Genomic DNA, 18,585 nt, shown 5'->3' on the forward strand with positions numbered 1-18,585 from the left:
CCCGATTGCGCGGGCAGGCCGGATCTTTTTTTGATTTCTAAGGAGATTGCCATGTTGATCGGTAAGAAAGTTCCCGATGTCACCTTCCGTACCCGCGTTCGCGACGAATCGGTGGGCGGCCCCAATCCGTTTCGCTGGCAGGACATGACGTCGGCCGACTATTTCAAGGGCAAGCGGGTCATCCTCTTCTCCCTGCCGGGCGCCTTTACGCCGACCTGCTCGACCTACCAGCTGCCGGACTTCGAAAAGATGTATCCGGAGTTCAAGGCCGAAGGCATCGACGAGATCTATTGCATCTCGGTCAACGACGCCTTCGTCATGAACGCCTGGGGCAAGTCGCAAAACCTCAACAACGTCAAGCTGATCCCCGACGGTTCGGGCGAGTTCACCCGCAAGATGGGCATGCTGGTCCACAAGGACAATCTCGGTTTCGGCATGCGCTCCTGGCGCTACGCCGCCATCATCAATGATGGCTTGGTCGAGCAGTGGTTCGAGGAAGAGGGCTATTCGGACAACTGCGACAGCGATCCCTATGGCGTCTCCTCGCCGCAGAACATCATGGAAAAGCTGAAGGCGAAGATCGCCGCCTGAGGCAATTCGCCACAGAATTCGAATCGGACAGGCTCGGGCTCACCCGGGCCTGTTTTCGTTAACGCGGCAGGGTTGTCCGGGAGGTGTCGGGCGCGCCGGCGTTAACAATCGGTCGATGCGTTTTGCGTCCATCGGACAACTTGAATGCAGTATTCAAATCATGGTGCTAGGCAGTCCGTCGGCCAAATTAGGGCGGATTTTGGGCGTTTCCGACGACTCCGCAAGTGAGTTTGTGCCTGAAGCAATGTTGTAAAGCATGCAATCAAAGGTTATCAATATTTGCCACAGGGCTTTACAATTCTATTTTGGCTTTGTTTGGTATTTTAGCGATTTGATTAGCAATAAGCCAAGGGAACGGGCCTATTCGATCAGTGCTGCATGAACAGGGGGCGGCGCGGTGGATATTCTTAAGAGATGGGTGTCGCATCAGGTTGATCTCGGTAGTTTCGACAGCCGTGCGGCGGTCTACAATTTTGCCTTGAAGATGACCTTTCGTGCCGTTCTGCTGGCCTTCATGTTCAACATTGCCTTGCTGCCGCTGGGCTATGCTCTCGGACTACTGCCGCTGTCGCTGGCCGATGCGGTCAAGCTGTCGGTCGCCTGCTCGTGGCTGTTCGGCGGCGCGGTTTCCGGCGCGCTTGCGCTCGTCACGGGGCATGTGATCCGAGAACTGACCGTTTCTCGCGCCGAGTTCGAGCGTCTGAGCTTGACCGACATGCTGTCGGGCCTGCTCAATCGGCGCGCCTTCAATGCCGCCTTGGCCGAGACCGGCGCCGGGGCGTCGCTAGTGATCCTGGATCTGGACCGCTTCAAGTCCGTCAACGACTGCCATGGCCACGGTGCCGGCGACGAGGTCATCAAGGCGGTGGCGGAAGTCCTGCGCGAGGTGTTCGGTGACCAGAGTCTGATTGCGCGGCTCGGCGGCGAGGAATTCGGCGTGATCGTCCGGGGCGGGGGAGTGGTGCAGCGTATCGCCCTCGTGGAGCGCGCCCGCAACCTGGTCGAAGCGCGGGCGATCCATTGCGAGGGGGTTGCCATCAGCACCACGGTTTCGGCCGGCATAGCCGAATTCAGCCCCGAGCGGCGTCCGGAGAGCGTCTATTCGGCCGCTGACCGCGCGCTCTACCAGGCGAAGGCCGGAGGGCGCAACCGCGTGGTCCACGAGGCCGAGGAAGCGGGTTTTGGACCGCTCGAAAACCTCGCGAACGATGCGACCCACATCGGCATGATGCACTTCTCCGGCGAACAGGTTCCGGCGGCCGGCTGAAACTTCAGCCTTGCCGTTTGCCTCTTGTTTTTGCATGGTTGAAAAATAACCAGTTCGGGAAAGCCATGCGTCGCGTCACCACCTATCTCCCCGCCGGGACGTCCGAAGAAACGGTCGTCGGCTCCGTCACGCTCGGCCATGACGAGCGGCATCTCAGGCGCAAGCTGTTGCACCTCGAGGATGGCGACATGGTCATGCTCGACCTCAAGCAGCCGGTGCTTCTCGCCCATGGCGACCTGCTGCTGATGGACGACGGCAATGCCATCGAGGTGCGGGCCGCCAAAGAGAAGCTTTTCGAAGTCCGGTCGCGCGACCGGCTGCATCTGGTCGAACTGGCCTGGCATCTCGGCAACCGGCATCTGCCGGCGCAGATCGAGGAGGAGCGCATCCTCATCCTCAGGGACCACGTGATCCGGGACATGCTGACCGGCCTCGGCGCCACCGTCACGGAGGTCACGGAACGCTTCCAGCCGATGCGCGGCGCCTATCACTCCCATGGTGGCGGACATTCGAACCACAATCACGACCATGCCTGAACGGCTGCGCGGCGCCGGCGATCCGCAAAGCCTGATCCGGCTGATGGTCTGGCTGTCGCCGTCCTTTCCGGTCGGCGGCTTTGCCTATTCGGGCGGCCTGGAGGCGGCAGTCGCCGAGGGGCATGTGTCCGGTGCGGGCGATCTCGCCGCCTGGCTTGAAGTCCTGCTCGGCGCGGGGTCGCTGCGCAACGACGCCATCCTCCTTGCCGAAGCGCACCGCGCCTTCGACGATGCCGGGCGGCTGTCGGAGGTCGCAGCCCTTGCCGCGGCGCTGGCCGGCTCGGCCGAGCGTTACTATGAGGCGATCAACCAGGGCGATGCGTTCCTCGCCGCGGCCTCCGCCTGGCCGCAGCCGGTCCTGTCCCGGCTCGGTGCCGGCACGGCCTACAGCGTCGCGATCGGTGCTGTTGCCGCAGCCAACGGCGTGGTGCTTGCCGAAACCCTGCTCGCCTTCCTGCAGGCGCAGTGCGCGCAGCTCGTCTCCGCCGCCATCCGCCTTGGCGTCATCGGCCAGCGCCAGGCTGTGGCGATCCTCGCCGGGCTGGAGGGACAGTTGATCGCAAGGGCGCAGGCCGTCGAGACCATGGGGCTCGATGATCTCGGTTCGGCGACGGTGCTCGCCGACCTGCTGTCGATGCGGCACGAAACCCAGTATTCGCGGCTGTTCCAGTCATGACCATACTCGCCGTCTTCCTGTCCCTTGTGCTTCTGGCGATCTCCGCGCTGCATCTTGCCTGGGCCGCAGGCTCAACCTTTCCCGCGACGAGCGAAGGGGATCTTGCCCGGATGGTCGCAGGCTTTGCCCACAGGGACCACATGCCGCCGCGTGCTGCTTCCGCGCTGGTCGCCGGGGCGCTCGGCGTGGTCGCCTATGTCGCGCTGGCGCTTGGCTCCGTCTGCGGCTGGCCGTTCTGGATCTGGTCGTTGCCGGCGGCGGGGCTGGTTGTGGCTTTCGTGTTCCTCGCCCGCGGCGTTGCGGCCTATGTCCCGGCCTGGCGTGCACTGGTTCCGCAGGAGCCTTTCGCGAGCCTCGACCGGCGCTATTATGGGCCGCTCTGTCTCGTCATCGGCGCGGGCTTCACTCTTCTTGCAACAGGATACTCGGCATGAAATCGGCAAACGGACCCTTGCGGGTCGGCATCGGCGGACCGGTCGGTTCGGGCAAGACGGCGCTCACCGAAAAGCTCTGCAAGGCGATGCGCGACGACTATTCCGTCGCCGTCGTCACCAATGACATCTACACGCGCGAGGACGCCGATGCGCTGATCCGCATGCAGGCGCTCACCTCCGATCGCGTCGTCGGGGTCGAAACCGGCGGCTGCCCGCACACGGCGATCCGCGAGGATGCCTCGATCAATCTCAAGGCCATTGCCGATCTCCATACCCGCATCCCAGACCTCGACGTGGTGTTCATCGAATCCGGCGGCGACAATCTGGCCGCGACCTTCTCGCCGGATCTCGCCGACGTGACGATCTACGTGATTTCGGTCTGCCAGGGCGAGGAAATCCCGCGCAAGGGCGGGCCGGGCATCACCCGCTCGGACCTTCTGGTGATCAACAAGAAGGATCTGGCTCCCTATGTCGACGTCGACCTTACCGTGATGGAGGGCGATGCCGGGCGCATGCGCGCCGCACGGCCCTTCGTCTTCACCGACATGAAGCGCGGCGAGGGGATCGCCGAGATCGTCCGTTTCCTCAAGGAAACGGGCGGGCTTTGAGGGGCCGCCCGTTCGAATGCCTGGCGAAGCGGCGACGGATCAGATCTGCTTCAGCGCGCTGATGTCGGCGATCTGGATGATCCGGCCGCGCACCGTGACGCCGGAGCGCCGGAGCGACGAGAAGGCGCGCGACAGCGCTTCCGGGGCAAGGCCCAGCTTTCCGGCCAGCAGGCTCTTCTGGAAGGGCAGGCGAATCGAGGCGGAGCTGCCGTCCTGCGGGCAGTTGTCGAGCAGGTAGTGGGCGACGCGCTGCGGCGCGGTCTGCAGCCGGTCGTTGGCGATGCAGTCCATCGTGTTGCGCAAATGGTTCGACAGGCACTGGATGATGGCCTTGGCCACGTCCTTTTCCTGCTCGGCCAAGGCGCGCACCTTGTTCAACTCGAAGCGCGCGACCGTGATGGTCTCGGCGGCCTGCGAATTGTAGAGGTAGTGGTCGCCCATCGCCAGCAGGCATTCGGCAAAGGTGTCGCCGGGGCCGCAGATGCGGATATCCGCCTCGCGACCGTCCTTGTTCAGCCGGAACAGCCGGACATAGCCGTTCAGCACGCAGTAGAAACTCTCCGCCGCCTCGCCTTCGCGGAAGAGGATGTCCCGCGCTTCGTAGTTCATCACGGTGGCGATCTCGAGCATGCGCGCCTGCGCGCTCGCACCGAGTGATGCCATGAAGGGCGTCCTGAGCAGGGTGTTTTTGTCGCGTGTGTTCAATTTCAAAATCTTGTTCACGGTTTTCGGCTCCAGATTGCGTTCCTGGTGGAGCGCGTTGGCCAGTCTCGGTGAAAAACGGCGAGGCAGGAGCGGGGTGAACGCGGTCGTCTCGTCCGGCAGACGGCTCCGCCATGCCGCCACTACGCACGCGATCCGTCCCGCAACTCCGATGTTCCGTGGCCGGAAAGGGTGGGACTGGCTATTGCGTCCCGTTTCGCTCCCTGGCCAAGAAACCACCCTCACTTCGCTTGTTTCTCAGCAAAGTAACGATAGGCAAGGCCGGGAACGGGTGAATTGATTTCGATCAATCACCTCGCCGGATAGAGCGATTTTGGCGGAAATTCGCATAAAACGCGGAAAAAAGCCGGGCGTTTGCCCGGCCTTGTTCTTGTTCGTGCGTGGTTCACTCCGCCGCAAGCGGCGGCAGGGAAATGAGTTTGGCACTCTCGCCGCTCTTGCGCGGTGTTTCGGGCAGGCGTTTTTCCACGGCGGCGAGGCGTTCCTCCATGGTCGAGAGCGCCGCGCTGTTCTTTTCCGTGATGTCCGTCAGGGTCTCGGGGGAGAGGGGCTGGCGCTCTTCTTCCTTCTTGCCGACCATGCGGCTGAACAGCCAACCGAGCAGGCGCGACAGGTCGTCCATGATGAGGAAGAAGGCCGGCACCACGAGCAGGCTCATGACGGTCGAGACGATGATGCCGCCGATGACGGCGATCGCCATCGGCGCGCGGAACGAACCGCCTTCGCCGACCCCGAGCGCCGAGGGCAGCATGCCCGCCGACATGGCGATCGAGGTCATGATGATCGGCCGGGCACGCTTGCGGCCCGCCTCGACCATGGCCTCGACGCGAGCCATGCCCCGATGGCGCATCTCGATGGCGAAGTCGACGAGCAGGATGGCGTTCTTGGTGACGATGCCCATCAGCATCAGGATACCGATCAGCACGGGCATGGAGAGCGCATTGTTGGTGGCGATCAGCGCCACCGCCACGCCGCCGATGGCGAGCGGCAGGGAGAGCAGGATGGTGAAGGGCTGGATGACGTCCTTGAACAGCAGGATCAGGACGGTCAGCACGAGCAGCAAGCCGAGCAGCATGGCGTTGAGGAAGCTCTGCTGCATTTCGTTCTGCACTTTGGTGTCGCCGCTTTCGGCCAGGCGCACGCTTGCCGGAATATCGGCCTGTTCGACGGTCTGTCGGAAGGCCGCGGACGCGGTGTCGAGCGCCACGCCCTGCGGCAGGTCGGCACCGATGGTGACGACGCGGTTGCGGTTGTTGCGCTTGATCGAGCTGACACCTTCCGAGTAGTCGATGTCGGCGACGCTGGCGAGCGGCACGGTGGCGCCGGTCGCGGTACGGATCTTCAGTGACCGAATGGCGGCCAGATCGGTTCTGAGGTCGAGCGCGGCCTGGACCCGGATCGGAATCAGGCGGTTGTCGAGCGAAATCTTCGACAGGGCCGCGTCGATGTCGCCGATCGTGGCGACGCGAACCGTTTCGGCGATCTGGCTCGGCGTGATGCCGAGGCGGGCCATTTCGTCCTTGCGCGGACGGATCTGCAGTTCGGGCCGGGGCAGGGCGCCTTCGGCGCTGACATTGGCCAGCGACGGTACGGTGCGCAGCTTGGCTTCGAGCAGGCCGACCGCGTCGTTCAGCTCTTCCTCGTTCTTCGACAGGAAGTTGAAGGTCAGGTCGCGTTCGCCGCGGTCGTTGAGCTTCAGCACGCGGATATCGGCGATCGGTTTCAGCTTTTCGAAGACTTCGCGCTCGATATCCCATTGCGGACGGGTGCGGCCCTCGACCGGCAGTTTCGGCAGATAGTCGCCGACTAGCGGAATGCCGCCGATGCCCTTGTTGACGATGGTCTTCAGCAGCGAATGCTCGATCTTGATCAGGTTCAGCGTCACGCTGGCGCGGCGCAGCTCCATGTCACCCTTCGGCGAGGCGCCGCCAAGAATGAAGGTGCTCTCCACGCCGTCGAGATCCTTAACCGCGGCGTAGATCTCGTCCGTCTTCTTCTCGGTTTCGGCGAGCGTCGCGTTTGGCGGCAGTTCCACGGAAAGGGTGACGCGGCCGGCGTCCTCCGGCGGCAGGAAGCTGCCGGGGACCTGGCTGAGCAGGAACATGGAGGCGCCGAGGAAGGCGAACGCGCCGATCAGCGTGGCATAGCGGGCATACCAGTGCGTCGTCGTCGTGCGCACCAGCCGCGTATAGCCCTTCATGAAGGCGCTGTCGTTGTCGTGGTGGTCGTCCATCGCGTCTTCGGAGCGCATCAGATAGGCGGCCATCAGCGGCGTGATCAGGCGCGCCACCATCAGCGAGAAGAACACCGAGAAGGCGACGGTCAGGCCGAACTGGATGAAGTACTGGCCGGGAATGCCCGGCATGAACGACACCGGCACGAAGACGGCAATGATGGTGAAGGTCGTGGCAATGACGGCAAGGCCGATCTCGTCCGCCGCCTCGATGGCAGCACGATAGGGTGTCTTGCCCATCTTGATGTGACGGGCGATGTTCTCGATCTCGACGATGGCATCGTCGACGAGGATACCGGTCGCGAGCGTCAGCGCCAGGAAGCTGACGAGGTTGAGCGAGAAGTCCATCATGTCCATGATCCAGAAGGTCGGGATCGCGGACAAGGGCAGGGCAACCGCTGAGATCAGCGTGGCGCGCCAGTTGCGCAGGAACAGGAAGACCACGATGACGGCAAGGATCGCGCCTTCCAGCAGGGTATGCATGGCGGCTTCGTAATTGCCGTAGGTGAAGTAGACCGAGTCGTTGATCAGCTCGATATCGACATCCGGGTACTCGGTGCGGACCTGCGTCAGGCTCTTGCCGACGGTTTCGGCCACCGAGACTTCGCTGGCGCCCTTGGCGCGGAAGACGGCGAAGGTGACGACCGGTTCGCCGTTATAGCGCGAGAACGACTTCTGTTCCTCGTAGGTGTCCTGGACCGTGCCGAGGTCGGACAGCTTGACGAAGCGGCCGCCCGAAAGCGCGATCGTCGTATTGGCGAGGTCGGAGACGTTGCGCGCATCGCCCAGCGTGCGGATCGCCTGCTCGGCGCCGGCAACCTGGCCGCGGCCGGAGCCGAGATCGACATTGGTGCCGCGCAGTTGCCCGTTCACGTCGGCGGCGGTGATCCCATAGGCGTCCAGCCGGTCGGGGTTCAGCTCGACCCGGATCTCCCGATCGGCGCCGCCGTAGCGGTCGATACGGCCGATGCCCGGCTGGCCCTGCAGCGCGCGCTTGATCGTGTCGTCGACGAACCAGGACAGTTCCTCGAGCGACATGTTGGGCGAGGAAACGGCAAAGGTCTGGATCGCCTGCCCCTCGACATCGACCTTGGACACGATCGGTTCCTCGACGGAGGCCGGCAGGTCGCCGCGAATGCCGTCGATGGCATCCTTGACGTCCTGAACGGCCTGTTCCGTCGGAATTTCCATGCGGAACATCACGACCGTCTGCGACTGGCCGTCGGTGACCGTGGACGAGAGTTCGTCAACGCCGGTGATGCTGGCGACGGCGTCCTCGATCTCCTTCGTCACCTGCATTTCCAGCTCGGCCGGGGATGAGCCGCTCTGCTGAACGGTGATGGCCACGAGCGGCACGTCGATGTTGGGAAAGCGGGTGATCGGCAACGCGAAGAACGACTGCACGCCCACGACCATCAGCAGGAAGAAGCCGAGAATCGGTGCGATCGGATTGCGAATGGACCAGGCGGAAAAATTCACGGCGCGCTCCTGCTCAGTTCGACTCCGCCGACGTCTCGTCGCGGACTGGATTGATGCGGTCGCCGTCGCGGACGAAGGCGCCGGCCTTGGCGACCACCACATCGCCTTGCTTTAGCCCGTCCTTGATCTCGATGAAGGCGCCATCCTGGATGCCCGTCTCAATCTTGACCTGCTTGACCACGTTGTCCGTGACCAGGCGCGTCGTCGTGCCGTGCTTGTCGGTGGTGATTGCCGACAAGGGTAACGCCACGCCATCGGCTTCGGCAATGATGATCTCGGCGCTCGCATACATGCCGGAGCGTGCGCCCTGGTCGTCGTCGATAGCGATGTGGACCGCGCCGAGGCGCGTCTGCGGGTCGACGAGCGGCGAGATCAGCCGAACGGACCCGTCCAGCGTTGCCGCGCCGCCGGCGACCTTGATCCTGGCCTTCTGCCCGACCCGCATCTTCAGGATGTCGGTTTCCGAAATGTCGGCCACGAGTTCGATCTCGCCGTCACGGATGACGGTGAACATCGGCTCACCGGCACCGCTGGCGATCGCGCCGACCTTGGCGTTGCGGTCGGCGATCACGCCGGCGACCGGAGTCTTCACATCGGTGCGGGCGAGCTTCAGATCGATGTCGGCAAGCTGGCTCTCGACCACCTTGATGTCGGCCTCGGCGATGGCGATCGCCTGCACCGTGCTGTCCACCTTGGCGATGGCACTGGTCGCCGTCGTTTCGGCCTGGTCGATCGAGGACTGGGACAGCGTTCCCGACTTGCCCAGGGTCTGGGCACGCTTGTACTGACGTTCTGCCTCGGCGGCTCCGGACTTCGCATCCCCAAGCTGCACCTTGTACTGGGCAAGCGACGCTTCGGCCTTGGCCTTGGTCGCCACCAGCTGGCTCTTCTGCAAAAGCAGGCTGTCGTCGTTCAGCCGCGCCACGACGGCGTCCGCGGCGACGCGGTCGCCCACATCGGCTTCGAGCGAGCGGATCGACAGGCCCTCGACCTGCGGCTGCACGTAGATTTCCTCGGTGGCCTTGATCGTTCCGGTCGCGACGATCCGGTCGATCAACGCACGCGTGCTTGCCTCGGTCACGACAATGGACGGCAGGGACTGCTTCGGCTGGCTCGCCGGAGCCTCTTCGGCGGCGGCGGCAAACGGGAAAAAGGCGACGGACAAAACAAGCAATCCGGCAGTGACGTTCGTAGAGCGGACCATGTGTCCCTTCCGAGGTTTCTGGACAGGCTGTCAAAAAATCATGAGATGCGGGCATTACCGGCCGGAACGCACGGTTCCCGCCCCAAGCAGGTCGGTATAGCGTCTTTGCGACCGGACGACAATTCTGCCGATTGTAATGTCTGGAACTTTAGTTGGTATCGACGCGGCCTGATACAAGTCCCCGCAAGGGATCTCCAAGCCTCTAATTTTTTAATCTGCTGCGGCGCACAAATCAATCTGCAATCCGGTCGGGAATGGTCGGCTGCTTTCGCATCCGTAACTCCAACCTGTTCAAGCAAAAAGGCGCCCGGACCTGGATCCGGACGCCTCTATTTCGAACGCCTGCCCTGGTTTTACTTGAGGGCTTCGTTGGTGATGTCGAGCGTGTAGGCGCCGACCGGCTCCTTGGTGATGACCGGGTCGGAACCGCCGCCGAGCAGGGTGGCGACGGTGCGCTTGTAGTCGGCTTCGTCCAGCGCGCCGTTCGAGCCGGCGGTGAGCTTGGCGACTTCGCCCATCATGCGCTTCTGGTGGACTTCCGTCTGGGCACCCGAGGCATCGTTTTCGAGGACGATCTCGGCTGCGTCATCCGGGTTCTCTTCGGCCCACTTCCAGCCCTTCATCGAGGCGCGGACGAACTTGACCATCTTTTCCTTGAAGGCAGCGTCCTTCAGCGAATCCTCAAGGACGTAGAGGCCGTCTTCGAGCGTGGCCACGCCTTCCTTCTCGTACTGGAACGTCACCAGGTCTTCGGCCTTGATGCCGGCGTCGATGACCTGCCAATATTCGTTGTAGGTCATGGTCGAGATGCAGGCGGCCTGCTTCTGCAGCAGCGGATCGACGTTGAAGCCCTGCTTCAGCACGGTCACGCCGTCGGCGCCACCGTCGGTCTTGATGCCGAGATGGGCCATCCAGGACAGGAACGGATATTCATTGCCGAAGAACCAGACGCCGAGCGTCTTGCCCTTGAAGTCTTCCGGCTTGGTGATGCCGGTTTCCTTGAGACAGGTCAGCATCATGCCCGAGGACTTGAACGGCTGGGCGATGTTGACGAGCGGAACGCCCTTTTCGCGGGTGGCGAGAGCGGACGGCATCCAGTCGACGATCACGTCGGCCCCGCCGCCGGCAAGAACCTGCGGGGGCGCGATGTCCGGGCCGCCCGGCTTGATTTCGACGTCCAGACCTTCTTCCTCGTAGAAGCCCTTGTCCTTGGCGACGTAGTAGCCGGCGAACTGAGCCTGGGTGACCCACTTCAGTTGCAGCGTCACCTTTTCGGCAGCGGCCGCCTGCATGGCGGTCAGCGAGACGGCGCCGGCCAGCAGCAGGGATGCGAGTTTCAATGTCATTTTGGTTCCCTCTTTCTTATTTACGCCTGTCCACCACGGACAGACGGATGCCAGAAGGTGACGGCGCGCTCGGCGAGCGCCACCACCCCATAAAAGATCGATCCGGCGAGCGCGGCAACCGCAATCTCCGCCCAGACCATGTCGACATTGCTGCGACCCACTTCCGTGGAAATGCGGAACCCCATGCCGACGATCGGGGTGCCGAAGAACTCCGCCACGATGGCGCCGATCAGGGCCAGCGTGGAATTGATCTTGAGCGCGTTGAAGATGAACGGCCATGCGGCCGGCAGCCGCAGCTTGACCAGCGTCTGCCACCACGATGCCGCATAGGTGCGCATCAGGTCGCGTTCCATGTGGCTCGCCGCCGACAGCCCCTGCACGGTGTTCACCAGCATGGGGAAGAAGGTCATGATGACGACGACGGCGACCTTGGACTGCCAGTCGAAGCCGAACCACATGACCATGATCGGCGCGACGCCGACCATGGGCAGGGCCGAGACGAAATTGCCGATCGGCAGCAGGCCCTTCTGCAGGAAGGGCGAGCGGTCGACCAGGATGGCGACGGCAAAACCGAGACCGCAGCCGAGCGCATAGCCGGTGATCACCGATTTCAGGAAGGTCTGCCGGAAATCGGCCCACAGCGTCGGCACCGAGGTGGTGAGCCGTGCCCAGATCATCGACGGTGCCGGCAGCAGGATCGAGGGGATGTTGAAGCCGTGCACCAGGCATTCCCAGATGACCAGCAGCGTCGTGCCGAAGATCAGCGGCACGGCGATGTTGACGATGCGGCGCACCGTGCGATCCTTGAAGGTCCGGCGCACCAGCCATTCGTTGAGGCCCCAGGCGGACAGCCAGAAGACGAGGGCGAAGACGAGATATCCGTTCATGGCTTGACCCCCATGCGCGCGAGCACCCGGGCGTGGGCGACGCCGACGATCGAGACCAGGATGGCGGCAAGGCCGGCGGCCATGAACAGCGCCGCCCAGATCTGAATGGTCTGGCCGTAATAGGAGCCGGAGAGCAGCCGCGCGCCGAGGCCGGCAATGGCGCCGGTCGGCAGTTCGGCGACGATCGCGCCGAGCAGCGAGATGGCGATCGCGACCTTGAGCGAGGTGAACAGGTAGGGCATCGAGGCCGGCCAGCGCAGCTTGCAGAAGGTCTGGGAGGGGCTCGCATGATAGGTGTGCATCAGGTCGAGCAGGATGGTGTCAGGGCTTCGAAGTCCCTTCACCATGCCGACGACGATCGGGAAGAAGGACAGGTAGGTCGAGATCAGCGCCTTGGGCAGGATGCCCGATATGCCGACCGAGTTCAGGACGACGATGACCATCGGCGCGATCGCCAGGATCGGAATGGTCTGGCTGGCGATCACCCAGGGCATCAGCGACCGGTCCATGGCCCGGTTGTGGACGATGCCGACAGCAAGCAGGATGCCGAGCACGGTGCCGATGACGAAGCCGAGCAGGGTCGCCGACAGCGTGACGCCGGCATGGTAGACGAGGCTGCGCTTGGAGGTGACCGCCTTGTTGACCGTGGTGTCCCACAGTTCGAGGAAGATCTGGTGCGGGGCGGGCAGTACCGGCCGCTCCTGGGCAAAGGTGCGCTCGACCACCTGGGAAAAGGTGATCTCTTCGCTCGCCCTGGCCGCCTGGTCGCGCACGAAGGGCGCGTTGAGGTAGACGACGAAGATGTGCCAGACGACGAGGATGGCGAAGACGACGGTGAGGATCGGCAGGACGCGGTCGCGGAGGAGGGAGGGGGAGGTCATGGACGGCCTCCCATCTTGAGGTTTGCACCCCCCTCTGCCACGCGGAAGCGTCCTGTGCCCCTCATCCGCCTGCCGGCACCTTCTCCCCGTTCTGACGGGGAGAAGGGACGAGCGGCACCGCGCCGGCCGTCCCCTCTCCCCGCCTGCGGGGAGAGGGTCAGGGTGAGGGGCTTCTCATTCGCAACGCGAGCGGCGAAGGACAATGGCAGCACCCGAGACACGATCACGCTATTCCTCATAGCTGTGCCCCGCCTTCAGGCCCTCGCGGACGCGGTGGGCGATCGCGAGGAATTCCGGTGTTTCGCGGATCTCCAGCGGGCGTTCCCTGGGCAGCGTCGATTCGATGATGTCGGTGACGCGGCCGGGGCGGGGGCTCATGACGACAATCTTGGTCGACAGATAGACCGCTTCGGGAATGGAGTGGGTGACGAAGCAGATCGTCTTGTCGGTGCGGTCCCAGAGTTTCAGCAGTTCGGAGTTGAGATGGTCGCGGACGATCTCGTCGAGCGCGCCGAAGGGCTCGTCCATCAACAGCAGGTCGGCGTCGAAGGCGAGCGCGCGGGCGATCGAGGCGCGCTGCTGCATGCCGCCCGACAGCTGCCAGGGGAATTTCTTGCCGAAACCGGTGAGGTTGACCAGCTCCAGCGTCTGCTCGACCCGCTTGTTCTGCTCTTCCTTGGAAAAGCCCATGATCTCGAGCGGCAGGGCGATGTTCTTCTCGATCGTGCGCCAGGGATAGAGCGCCGCCGCCTGGAAGACATAGCCGTAGGAACGGTCCTTGCGGGCGTTCTCCGGGGTCATGCCGTTGACGGTGATCGTGCCCGAGGTGTGTTTCTCCAGATCGGCGATGACGCGCAGGAAGGTGGTCTTGCCGCAGCCGGACGGGCCGATGAAGGAAACGAAGTCGCCCTTCTTCACCTCGAGATCGACATTGGACAGCGCATGGACCGGCCCGTCCCCCGTCTGGAAGGTGAGACAGAGGTCCTTGGCGGACACGACGGAAAAGGGAGCGGTCATCGATGGGAACCTATGGGCTTTCTTGCAAAGGCGCCAAGCCTCTTGCACACTATCAATACATGGCAGGCACGGGCCGGCCTATCGGACTTTGCGGGAATTTCGGAGCTCATGGAGGAGTGCCAGCATGGATACGTCATTCAAACCCACCTGCCGGATCGTTCGGCCCGAAAGCACCTATGACGGTAAGCAGGGTCTGAGCTATTTCGCCGGCATTTCGGCCGAAACGGTCGGCTCGAAGGGCATCTGCATGCACCTTCTGACCATGCCGCCGGGCGCGAGGGCCAAGGCGCATCTGCACGAGAACCACGAGACGGCGATCTACTGCCTGTCGGGCCAGGCGCATACCTGGTACGGCGACCGGTTGGAAAACCATGTGATCCTGCATGCCGGCGAACTGATGTACATCCCGGCCGGCGTGCCGCACCTGCCGGCGAACCTCTCCAACGCGCCCTGCACGGCGCTGATCGCGCGGACAGATCCCAACGAGCAGGAAAGCGTCGTTCTTCTGCCGGAACTGGATGGGTTGGTGGAAGTTTGAGGCTGGCCTTCTCCCCGGTGGGGAGACGGTGGCCCGCAGGGCCGGATGAGCGGGAGCGAAGCTCATAAGGTCCAGCGCACTTGGCCCCCTCATCGCCTCGCTGCGCTCAGCACTTCTCCCCGCTGGGGAGAAGAGGGTTTCGGTTGTGGGCGCTCTACCCCCCTCTGTCCTGCCGGACACCTCCCCCTCAAGGGGGGAGATCGGACCCCGCGGATGTTCTGCCGGAACGGGACGTCCCAGTGGCGAGATGTTGCTCTGCGCAGTCTGTCCCAGCCGAGCGGCCAGCCCCACCCGATCTCCCCCCTTGAGGGGGAGACGCCCGCCCTTCGACAGGCTCAGGGGGCAGAGGGGGGTGGCTTCAAGCACTGCGGCCATCTCTACCGTCACACCCCCGTCGCCGGAATACCGCTGCGCTCGACCTTGCGCGGCGCGACCAGTTCCTTCCAGGTGGACAGCGCCTTGTTGACCGCCGTGAAGGGCTCTCGGCTGACGAACTGGCCGTGGCCTTCCTCGGTCTTCACCGTCGCTTCCTCGATCACCACCTTGCCGCGCGTGAGCGTGAAGCGCGGCAGGCCGGTGACCTGCTTGCCTTCGAAGACGTTGTAGTCGATCGCCGACTGCTGGCTCTTGGCCGAGATGGTCTTGGAGCGCTTCGGATCCCAGACGACGAGGTCGGCATCGGCGCCGACGAGGACCGCACCCTTCTTCGGATAGATGTTGAGGATCTTGGCGATATTGGTCGAGGTGACGGCGACGAACTCGTTCATCGTCAGGCGGCCGGTCGCCACCCCATAGGTCCACAGCATCGGCATGCGGTCTTCCAGACCGCCGGTGCCGTTCGGGATCTTGGCGAAGTTGCCGACGCCGAAACGCTTCTGCTCGGTAGTAAAGGCGCAGTGGTCGGTGGCGACGCAGGAGAGCGAGCCCGACTGCAGGCCGGCCCACAGCGAATCCTGATGCTGCTTGTTGCGGAAGGGGGGCGACATGACGCGGCGGGCGGCGTGGTCCCAGTCCTTGTCGAAATATTCGCTCTCGTCGAGCGTCAGGTGCTGGATCAGCGGCTCGCCATAGACGCGCATGCCCTTCTGCCGCGCGCGGCGGATGGCTTCATGGGCCTGTTCGCACGACGTGTGCACGACATAGAGCGGCACGCCCGCCATGTCGGCCAGCATGATGGCGCGGTTGGTCGCTTCGCCTTCCACTTCGGCGGGGCGCGAATAGGCGTGGGCTTCCGGACCGTTGTTGCCTTCGGCGAGCAGCTTTGCGGTCATCGCCGCCACCACGTCGCCGTTTTCCGCATGGACGAGCGGCAGGGCGCCCAGTTCGGCGCAGCGCGAGAACGAGGCGAACATCTCGTCGTCGTTCACCATCAGCGCGCCCTTGTAGGCCATGAAGTGCTTGAAGGTGTTGATGCCCTTGTCCTGGACCACGGTCTTCATCTCGTCGAAGACGCGTTCGTTCCAGCCGGTGATCGCCATGTGGAAGGAATAGTCGGCATTGGCGCGGCTGGTCTTGTTGTGCCACATCGAGAGCGCGTCGAGCAGCGACTGGTCCGGCGCCGGCAGACAGAAGTCGACCACCATGGTGGTGCCGCCGGCAAGGCCCGCCCGCGTGCCGCTTTCGAAGTCGTCGGCGGAATAGGTGCCCATGAACGGCATTTCGAGATGCACATGCGGGTCGATGCCGCCCGGCATGACATAGCAGCCGGCGGCGTCGAGAACCGTGTCGCCCTTGAGGTCCGGCCCGATCTCGACGATCACCCCGCCTTCGATCTTCACATCGGCCTTGTAGGTAAGATCGGCGGTGACGATGGTTCCGCCCTTGATGACTGTGCTCATGTCGTTTCACCCCGTGTCTTGTGCGCTATTGTGATGATTTCGATGCATGGCGAGGGAAAAGCGTGCCTTCGGCACCCCCTCATCCGGCGCTACGCGCCACCTTCTCCCCACCGGGGAGAAGCGGTCACGCCGGCGCCGCGCGCGCCCTTTGTCGAGGCCCAGGATTTCCGTCACTGCAACTGTCGCTGGGAACGGCGAGGTCGCCACATCCTCCCTCTTCTCCCCAGCGGGGAGAAGGTGGCCCGAAGGGCCGGATGAGGGGGCGCGAAGCGAGCACTGTTGCGGCATGGCGGTCACCGGTTCTCCGGTTTAGCCGGAGAGAAGCGGATGGTTTCGCATTGATCCACGATCCGGCCTTCCAGAACCGCCAGAATGGTCTCCAATACCGCACGTCGCTCCTTGAGCGCCTCGTCGTTCCAGAAGCGCAGGACGGAATAGCCATGCTCGTTCAGCCAAAGGGTGCGCCGCTCATCCGCAATGCCTTCGGCATGCTGGCTGCCGTCGAGTTCGACGATCAAATGCCGCTCCCGGCAGACGAAATCCGCGACATAGGCACCGAGCGGGACTTGTCGGGAAAATTTGTGGCCGTTCAGTTGCCGGTTGCGAAGATCGCTCCAGAGGCGAAATTCGGCCTCCGTTTCGTTCTGTCTCAGTGAGCGCGCCTGATCCGTCTTGCCGGCGCGCCGCTTGGTGATATCCGGTTGATCGCCTGCCATGTGGGTGCCCCCCTCATCCGGCGCTACGCGCCACCTTCTCCCCGTTGGGGAGAAGAGGTCACGCCGATGCCGTCCGCTCCATGCCTCTAAGCCAAACAGTGGCGTCGCCGACCCGGTCGGTGGAGATGGCGAGGTCGCCACAGACACCCTCTTCTCCCCAGCGGGGAGAAGGTGGCCCGAAGGGCCGGATGAGGGGGCGCCGAAGGCGAGTGACATCACGCCACAATCTCCGCCGTCTCCAGCACGGCCTGCAGCAGCACGTCGGCGCCGGCGGTGGCCCAGTCCTTGGAGATGTCCTCGGCCTCGTTGTGCGACAGGCCGCCGACGCAGGGGCACATGATCATGGTGGCGGGCGCCACCTTGGCGGCCCAGCAGGCGTCGTGGCCGGCGCCGGAGATCAGGTTCATGTGGCTGTAGCCGAGCCGCTCGGCGGCGTTGCGCACCGTTTCCACCAGCTTCGGGTCGAAGGTGACCGGGTCGAAATGGCCGACGGCCTCGACCGAACAGCCGACGCCGAGCGTTTCGCAGATCGCGGCCGCTTCCTTCTCGATGCGGGCGCGCATGGCGTTGAGCTTGGCGAGATCCGGCGTGCGGATGTCGACGGTGAAGATCGCCGTTCCGGGCAGGACATTGCGGGAATTGGGCGAGAACTTCACCTGGCCGACGCCGCCGACCGCACCCGGCTGGTTGTCCATGGCCACCGTCTGGACCATTTCCATGATGCGGGCCATGGCGAGGCCGGCATTGACGCGCAGGTTCATCGGCGTCGAGCCGGTATGGGCCTCGCGGCCGGTGAGCGTGAATTCCAGCCACCACAGGCCCTGACAGTGGGTGACGACGCCGATCTGCTTGTCCTCGGCCTCGAGGATCGGACCCTGCTCGATATGGTATTCGTAGTAGGCGTGCATCTGCCTAGCGCCGACCTCTTCGTCGCCGAGCCAGCCGATGCGCTTCAGCTCCTCGCCATAGGTCTTGCCGTCCGGATCCTGGCGGCCATAGGCATAGTCGAGCGAATGGATGCCGGCAAAGACGCCCGAGGCGAGCATGGCCGGGGCAAAACGCGCGCCTTCCTCGTTGGCCCAGTTGGTGACGACAATCGGGTGCTTCGTCCGGATGCCGAGATCGTTCATCGAGCGGACGATTTCGAGGGCGGCCAGGACGCCGAGCACGCCGTCATACTTGCCGCCGGTCGGCTGGGTGTCGAGATGCGAGCCGACATAGACCGGCAGGGCGTCGGGATCGGTGCCGGGACGGGTCATGAACATGGTGCCCATCTTGTCGACGCCCATGGTCATGCCGGCCTCTTCGCACCATGTCTGGAAGAGCTTGCGGCCCTCGGCGTCGGCGTCGGTCAGCGTCTGGCGATTGTTGCCGCCGGCGATGCCGGGGCCGATCTTCGCCATGTCCATCAGCGAATCCCAAAGGCGGTCGCCATTCACGCGCAAGTTCACGCCGGGTTGAGCCGTCATGCCAGTATCCTCACCTGTTTTCGAGGGGGCATGCAAACCGCATGCCCCGTAATTCCCCTTGTCGCCGACAGCCGATGTTTTTTGTTTCTCTGGCTGGCGAAATGGCCGGTTGCCTTTATTTGACAACTGACCAATAATTTGA

The 18,585-nt window shown here is 63.9% G+C and carries 17 protein-coding genes; 7 read left to right on the plus strand and 10 right to left on the minus strand.

Features of this window, described 5'->3' with window-relative positions:
* Positions 1 to 54 precede the first annotated feature (54 nt).
* From AC07Y0_RS03475 to ureG, 6 genes are all read left to right on the plus strand, one after another.
* Positions 55 to 591: a peroxiredoxin gene (locus tag AC07Y0_RS03475; protein WP_154722680.1), complete on the plus strand. Its 537-nt coding sequence runs from the start codon at positions 55 to 57 to the stop codon at positions 589 to 591.
* A 397-nt stretch (positions 592 to 988) separates the two neighbouring features.
* Positions 989 to 1,858 carry a GGDEF domain-containing protein gene (locus AC07Y0_RS03480; protein WP_498674553.1) on the plus strand — a complete coding sequence of 290 codons (870 nt, stop codon included), beginning with the start codon at positions 989 to 991 and terminating at the stop codon, positions 1,856 to 1,858.
* 65 nt (positions 1,859 to 1,923) lie between these two features.
* Positions 1,924 to 2,394: an urease accessory protein UreE gene (ureE, locus tag AC07Y0_RS03485; RefSeq protein WP_498674555.1), complete on the plus strand. Its 471-nt coding sequence runs from the start codon at positions 1,924 to 1,926 to the stop codon at positions 2,392 to 2,394.
* Complete coding sequence (locus AC07Y0_RS03490) at positions 2,387 to 3,070, plus strand: urease accessory protein UreF (protein WP_498674557.1); 684 nt, start codon at positions 2,387 to 2,389, stop codon at positions 3,068 to 3,070. The genes ureE and AC07Y0_RS03490 overlap by 8 nt, the downstream gene beginning before the upstream one ends.
* Positions 3,067 to 3,504: a DUF3995 domain-containing protein gene (locus tag AC07Y0_RS03495; protein ID WP_498674559.1), complete on the plus strand. Its 438-nt coding sequence runs from the start codon at positions 3,067 to 3,069 to the stop codon at positions 3,502 to 3,504. Before AC07Y0_RS03490 ends, AC07Y0_RS03495 begins: the two co-directional genes overlap by 4 nt.
* Positions 3,501 to 4,112 (plus strand): urease accessory protein UreG, encoded by a 612-nt coding sequence (ureG, locus tag AC07Y0_RS03500; RefSeq protein ID WP_498674561.1) that lies wholly within the window; start codon positions 3,501 to 3,503, stop codon positions 4,110 to 4,112. Before AC07Y0_RS03495 ends, ureG begins: the two co-directional genes overlap by 4 nt.
* Positions 4,113 to 4,151: 39 nt before the next feature.
* Here ureG and AC07Y0_RS03505 read toward each other — a convergent pair whose 3' ends face one another.
* The 7 genes from AC07Y0_RS03505 to AC07Y0_RS03535 form a co-directional block, all read right to left on the minus strand.
* Positions 4,152 to 4,775 carry a Crp/Fnr family transcriptional regulator gene (locus AC07Y0_RS03505; RefSeq protein WP_498674563.1) on the minus strand — a complete coding sequence of 208 codons (624 nt, stop codon included), beginning with the start codon at positions 4,773 to 4,775 and terminating at the stop codon, positions 4,152 to 4,154.
* A gap of 445 nt (positions 4,776 to 5,220) precedes the next feature.
* Positions 5,221 to 8,547, minus strand: coding sequence for an efflux RND transporter permease subunit (locus tag AC07Y0_RS03510; protein WP_498674565.1), 3,327 nt, complete (start codon positions 8,545 to 8,547; stop codon positions 5,221 to 5,223).
* Between the two features lie 13 nt (positions 8,548 to 8,560).
* On the minus strand, positions 8,561 to 9,751 hold the full coding sequence (locus AC07Y0_RS03515; protein ID WP_498674566.1) for an efflux RND transporter periplasmic adaptor subunit: 1,191 nt from the start codon (positions 9,749 to 9,751) through the stop codon (positions 8,561 to 8,563).
* Between the two features lie 353 nt (positions 9,752 to 10,104).
* Positions 10,105 to 11,097, minus strand: coding sequence for an ABC transporter substrate-binding protein (locus tag AC07Y0_RS03520; RefSeq protein WP_498674568.1), 993 nt, complete (start codon positions 11,095 to 11,097; stop codon positions 10,105 to 10,107).
* A gap of 20 nt (positions 11,098 to 11,117) precedes the next feature.
* A complete protein-coding gene (locus AC07Y0_RS03525; RefSeq protein ID WP_498674569.1) occupies positions 11,118 to 11,984 on the minus strand; it encodes an ABC transporter permease in 867 nt (288 codons plus the stop codon).
* Positions 11,981 to 12,865 (minus strand): ABC transporter permease, encoded by an 885-nt coding sequence (locus tag AC07Y0_RS03530; protein WP_498674571.1) that lies wholly within the window; start codon positions 12,863 to 12,865, stop codon positions 11,981 to 11,983. Before AC07Y0_RS03530 ends, AC07Y0_RS03525 begins: the two co-directional genes overlap by 4 nt.
* A gap of 228 nt (positions 12,866 to 13,093) precedes the next feature.
* Positions 13,094 to 13,882, minus strand: coding sequence for an ABC transporter ATP-binding protein (locus AC07Y0_RS03535; RefSeq protein WP_498674573.1), 789 nt, complete (start codon positions 13,880 to 13,882; stop codon positions 13,094 to 13,096).
* Between the two features lie 124 nt (positions 13,883 to 14,006).
* Here AC07Y0_RS03535 and AC07Y0_RS03540 point away from each other — a divergent pair, with 124 nt between their 5' ends.
* Entirely contained in the window at positions 14,007 to 14,420 is a 414-nt protein-coding gene (locus tag AC07Y0_RS03540; protein ID WP_498674576.1) for a cupin domain-containing protein, read from the plus strand.
* Positions 14,421 to 14,803: 383 nt separating this feature from the next.
* Here the strand turns inward: AC07Y0_RS03540 and hydA are convergent, their stop codons facing one another.
* The 3 genes from hydA to AC07Y0_RS03555 all read right to left on the minus strand — a co-directional run bounded on the left by hydA (position 14,804) and on the right by AC07Y0_RS03555 (position 18,443).
* Positions 14,804 to 16,258 (minus strand): dihydropyrimidinase, encoded by a 1,455-nt coding sequence (hydA, locus tag AC07Y0_RS03545; protein ID WP_498674578.1) that lies wholly within the window; start codon positions 16,256 to 16,258, stop codon positions 14,804 to 14,806.
* Between the two features lie 293 nt (positions 16,259 to 16,551).
* Positions 16,552 to 17,193, minus strand: a complete 642-nt coding sequence (locus AC07Y0_RS03550) for an endonuclease domain-containing protein (RefSeq protein ID WP_498674579.1) — start codon at positions 17,191 to 17,193, stop codon at positions 16,552 to 16,554.
* Positions 17,190 to 18,443, minus strand: a complete 1,254-nt coding sequence (locus tag AC07Y0_RS03555) for a Zn-dependent hydrolase (RefSeq protein WP_498674581.1) — start codon at positions 18,441 to 18,443, stop codon at positions 17,190 to 17,192. The genes AC07Y0_RS03550 and AC07Y0_RS03555 overlap by 4 nt, the downstream gene beginning before the upstream one ends.
* Between the last annotated feature and the right edge of the window lie 142 nt (positions 18,444 to 18,585).

This window comes from Allorhizobium sp. GW101-3B10 (genome assembly GCF_059424725.1).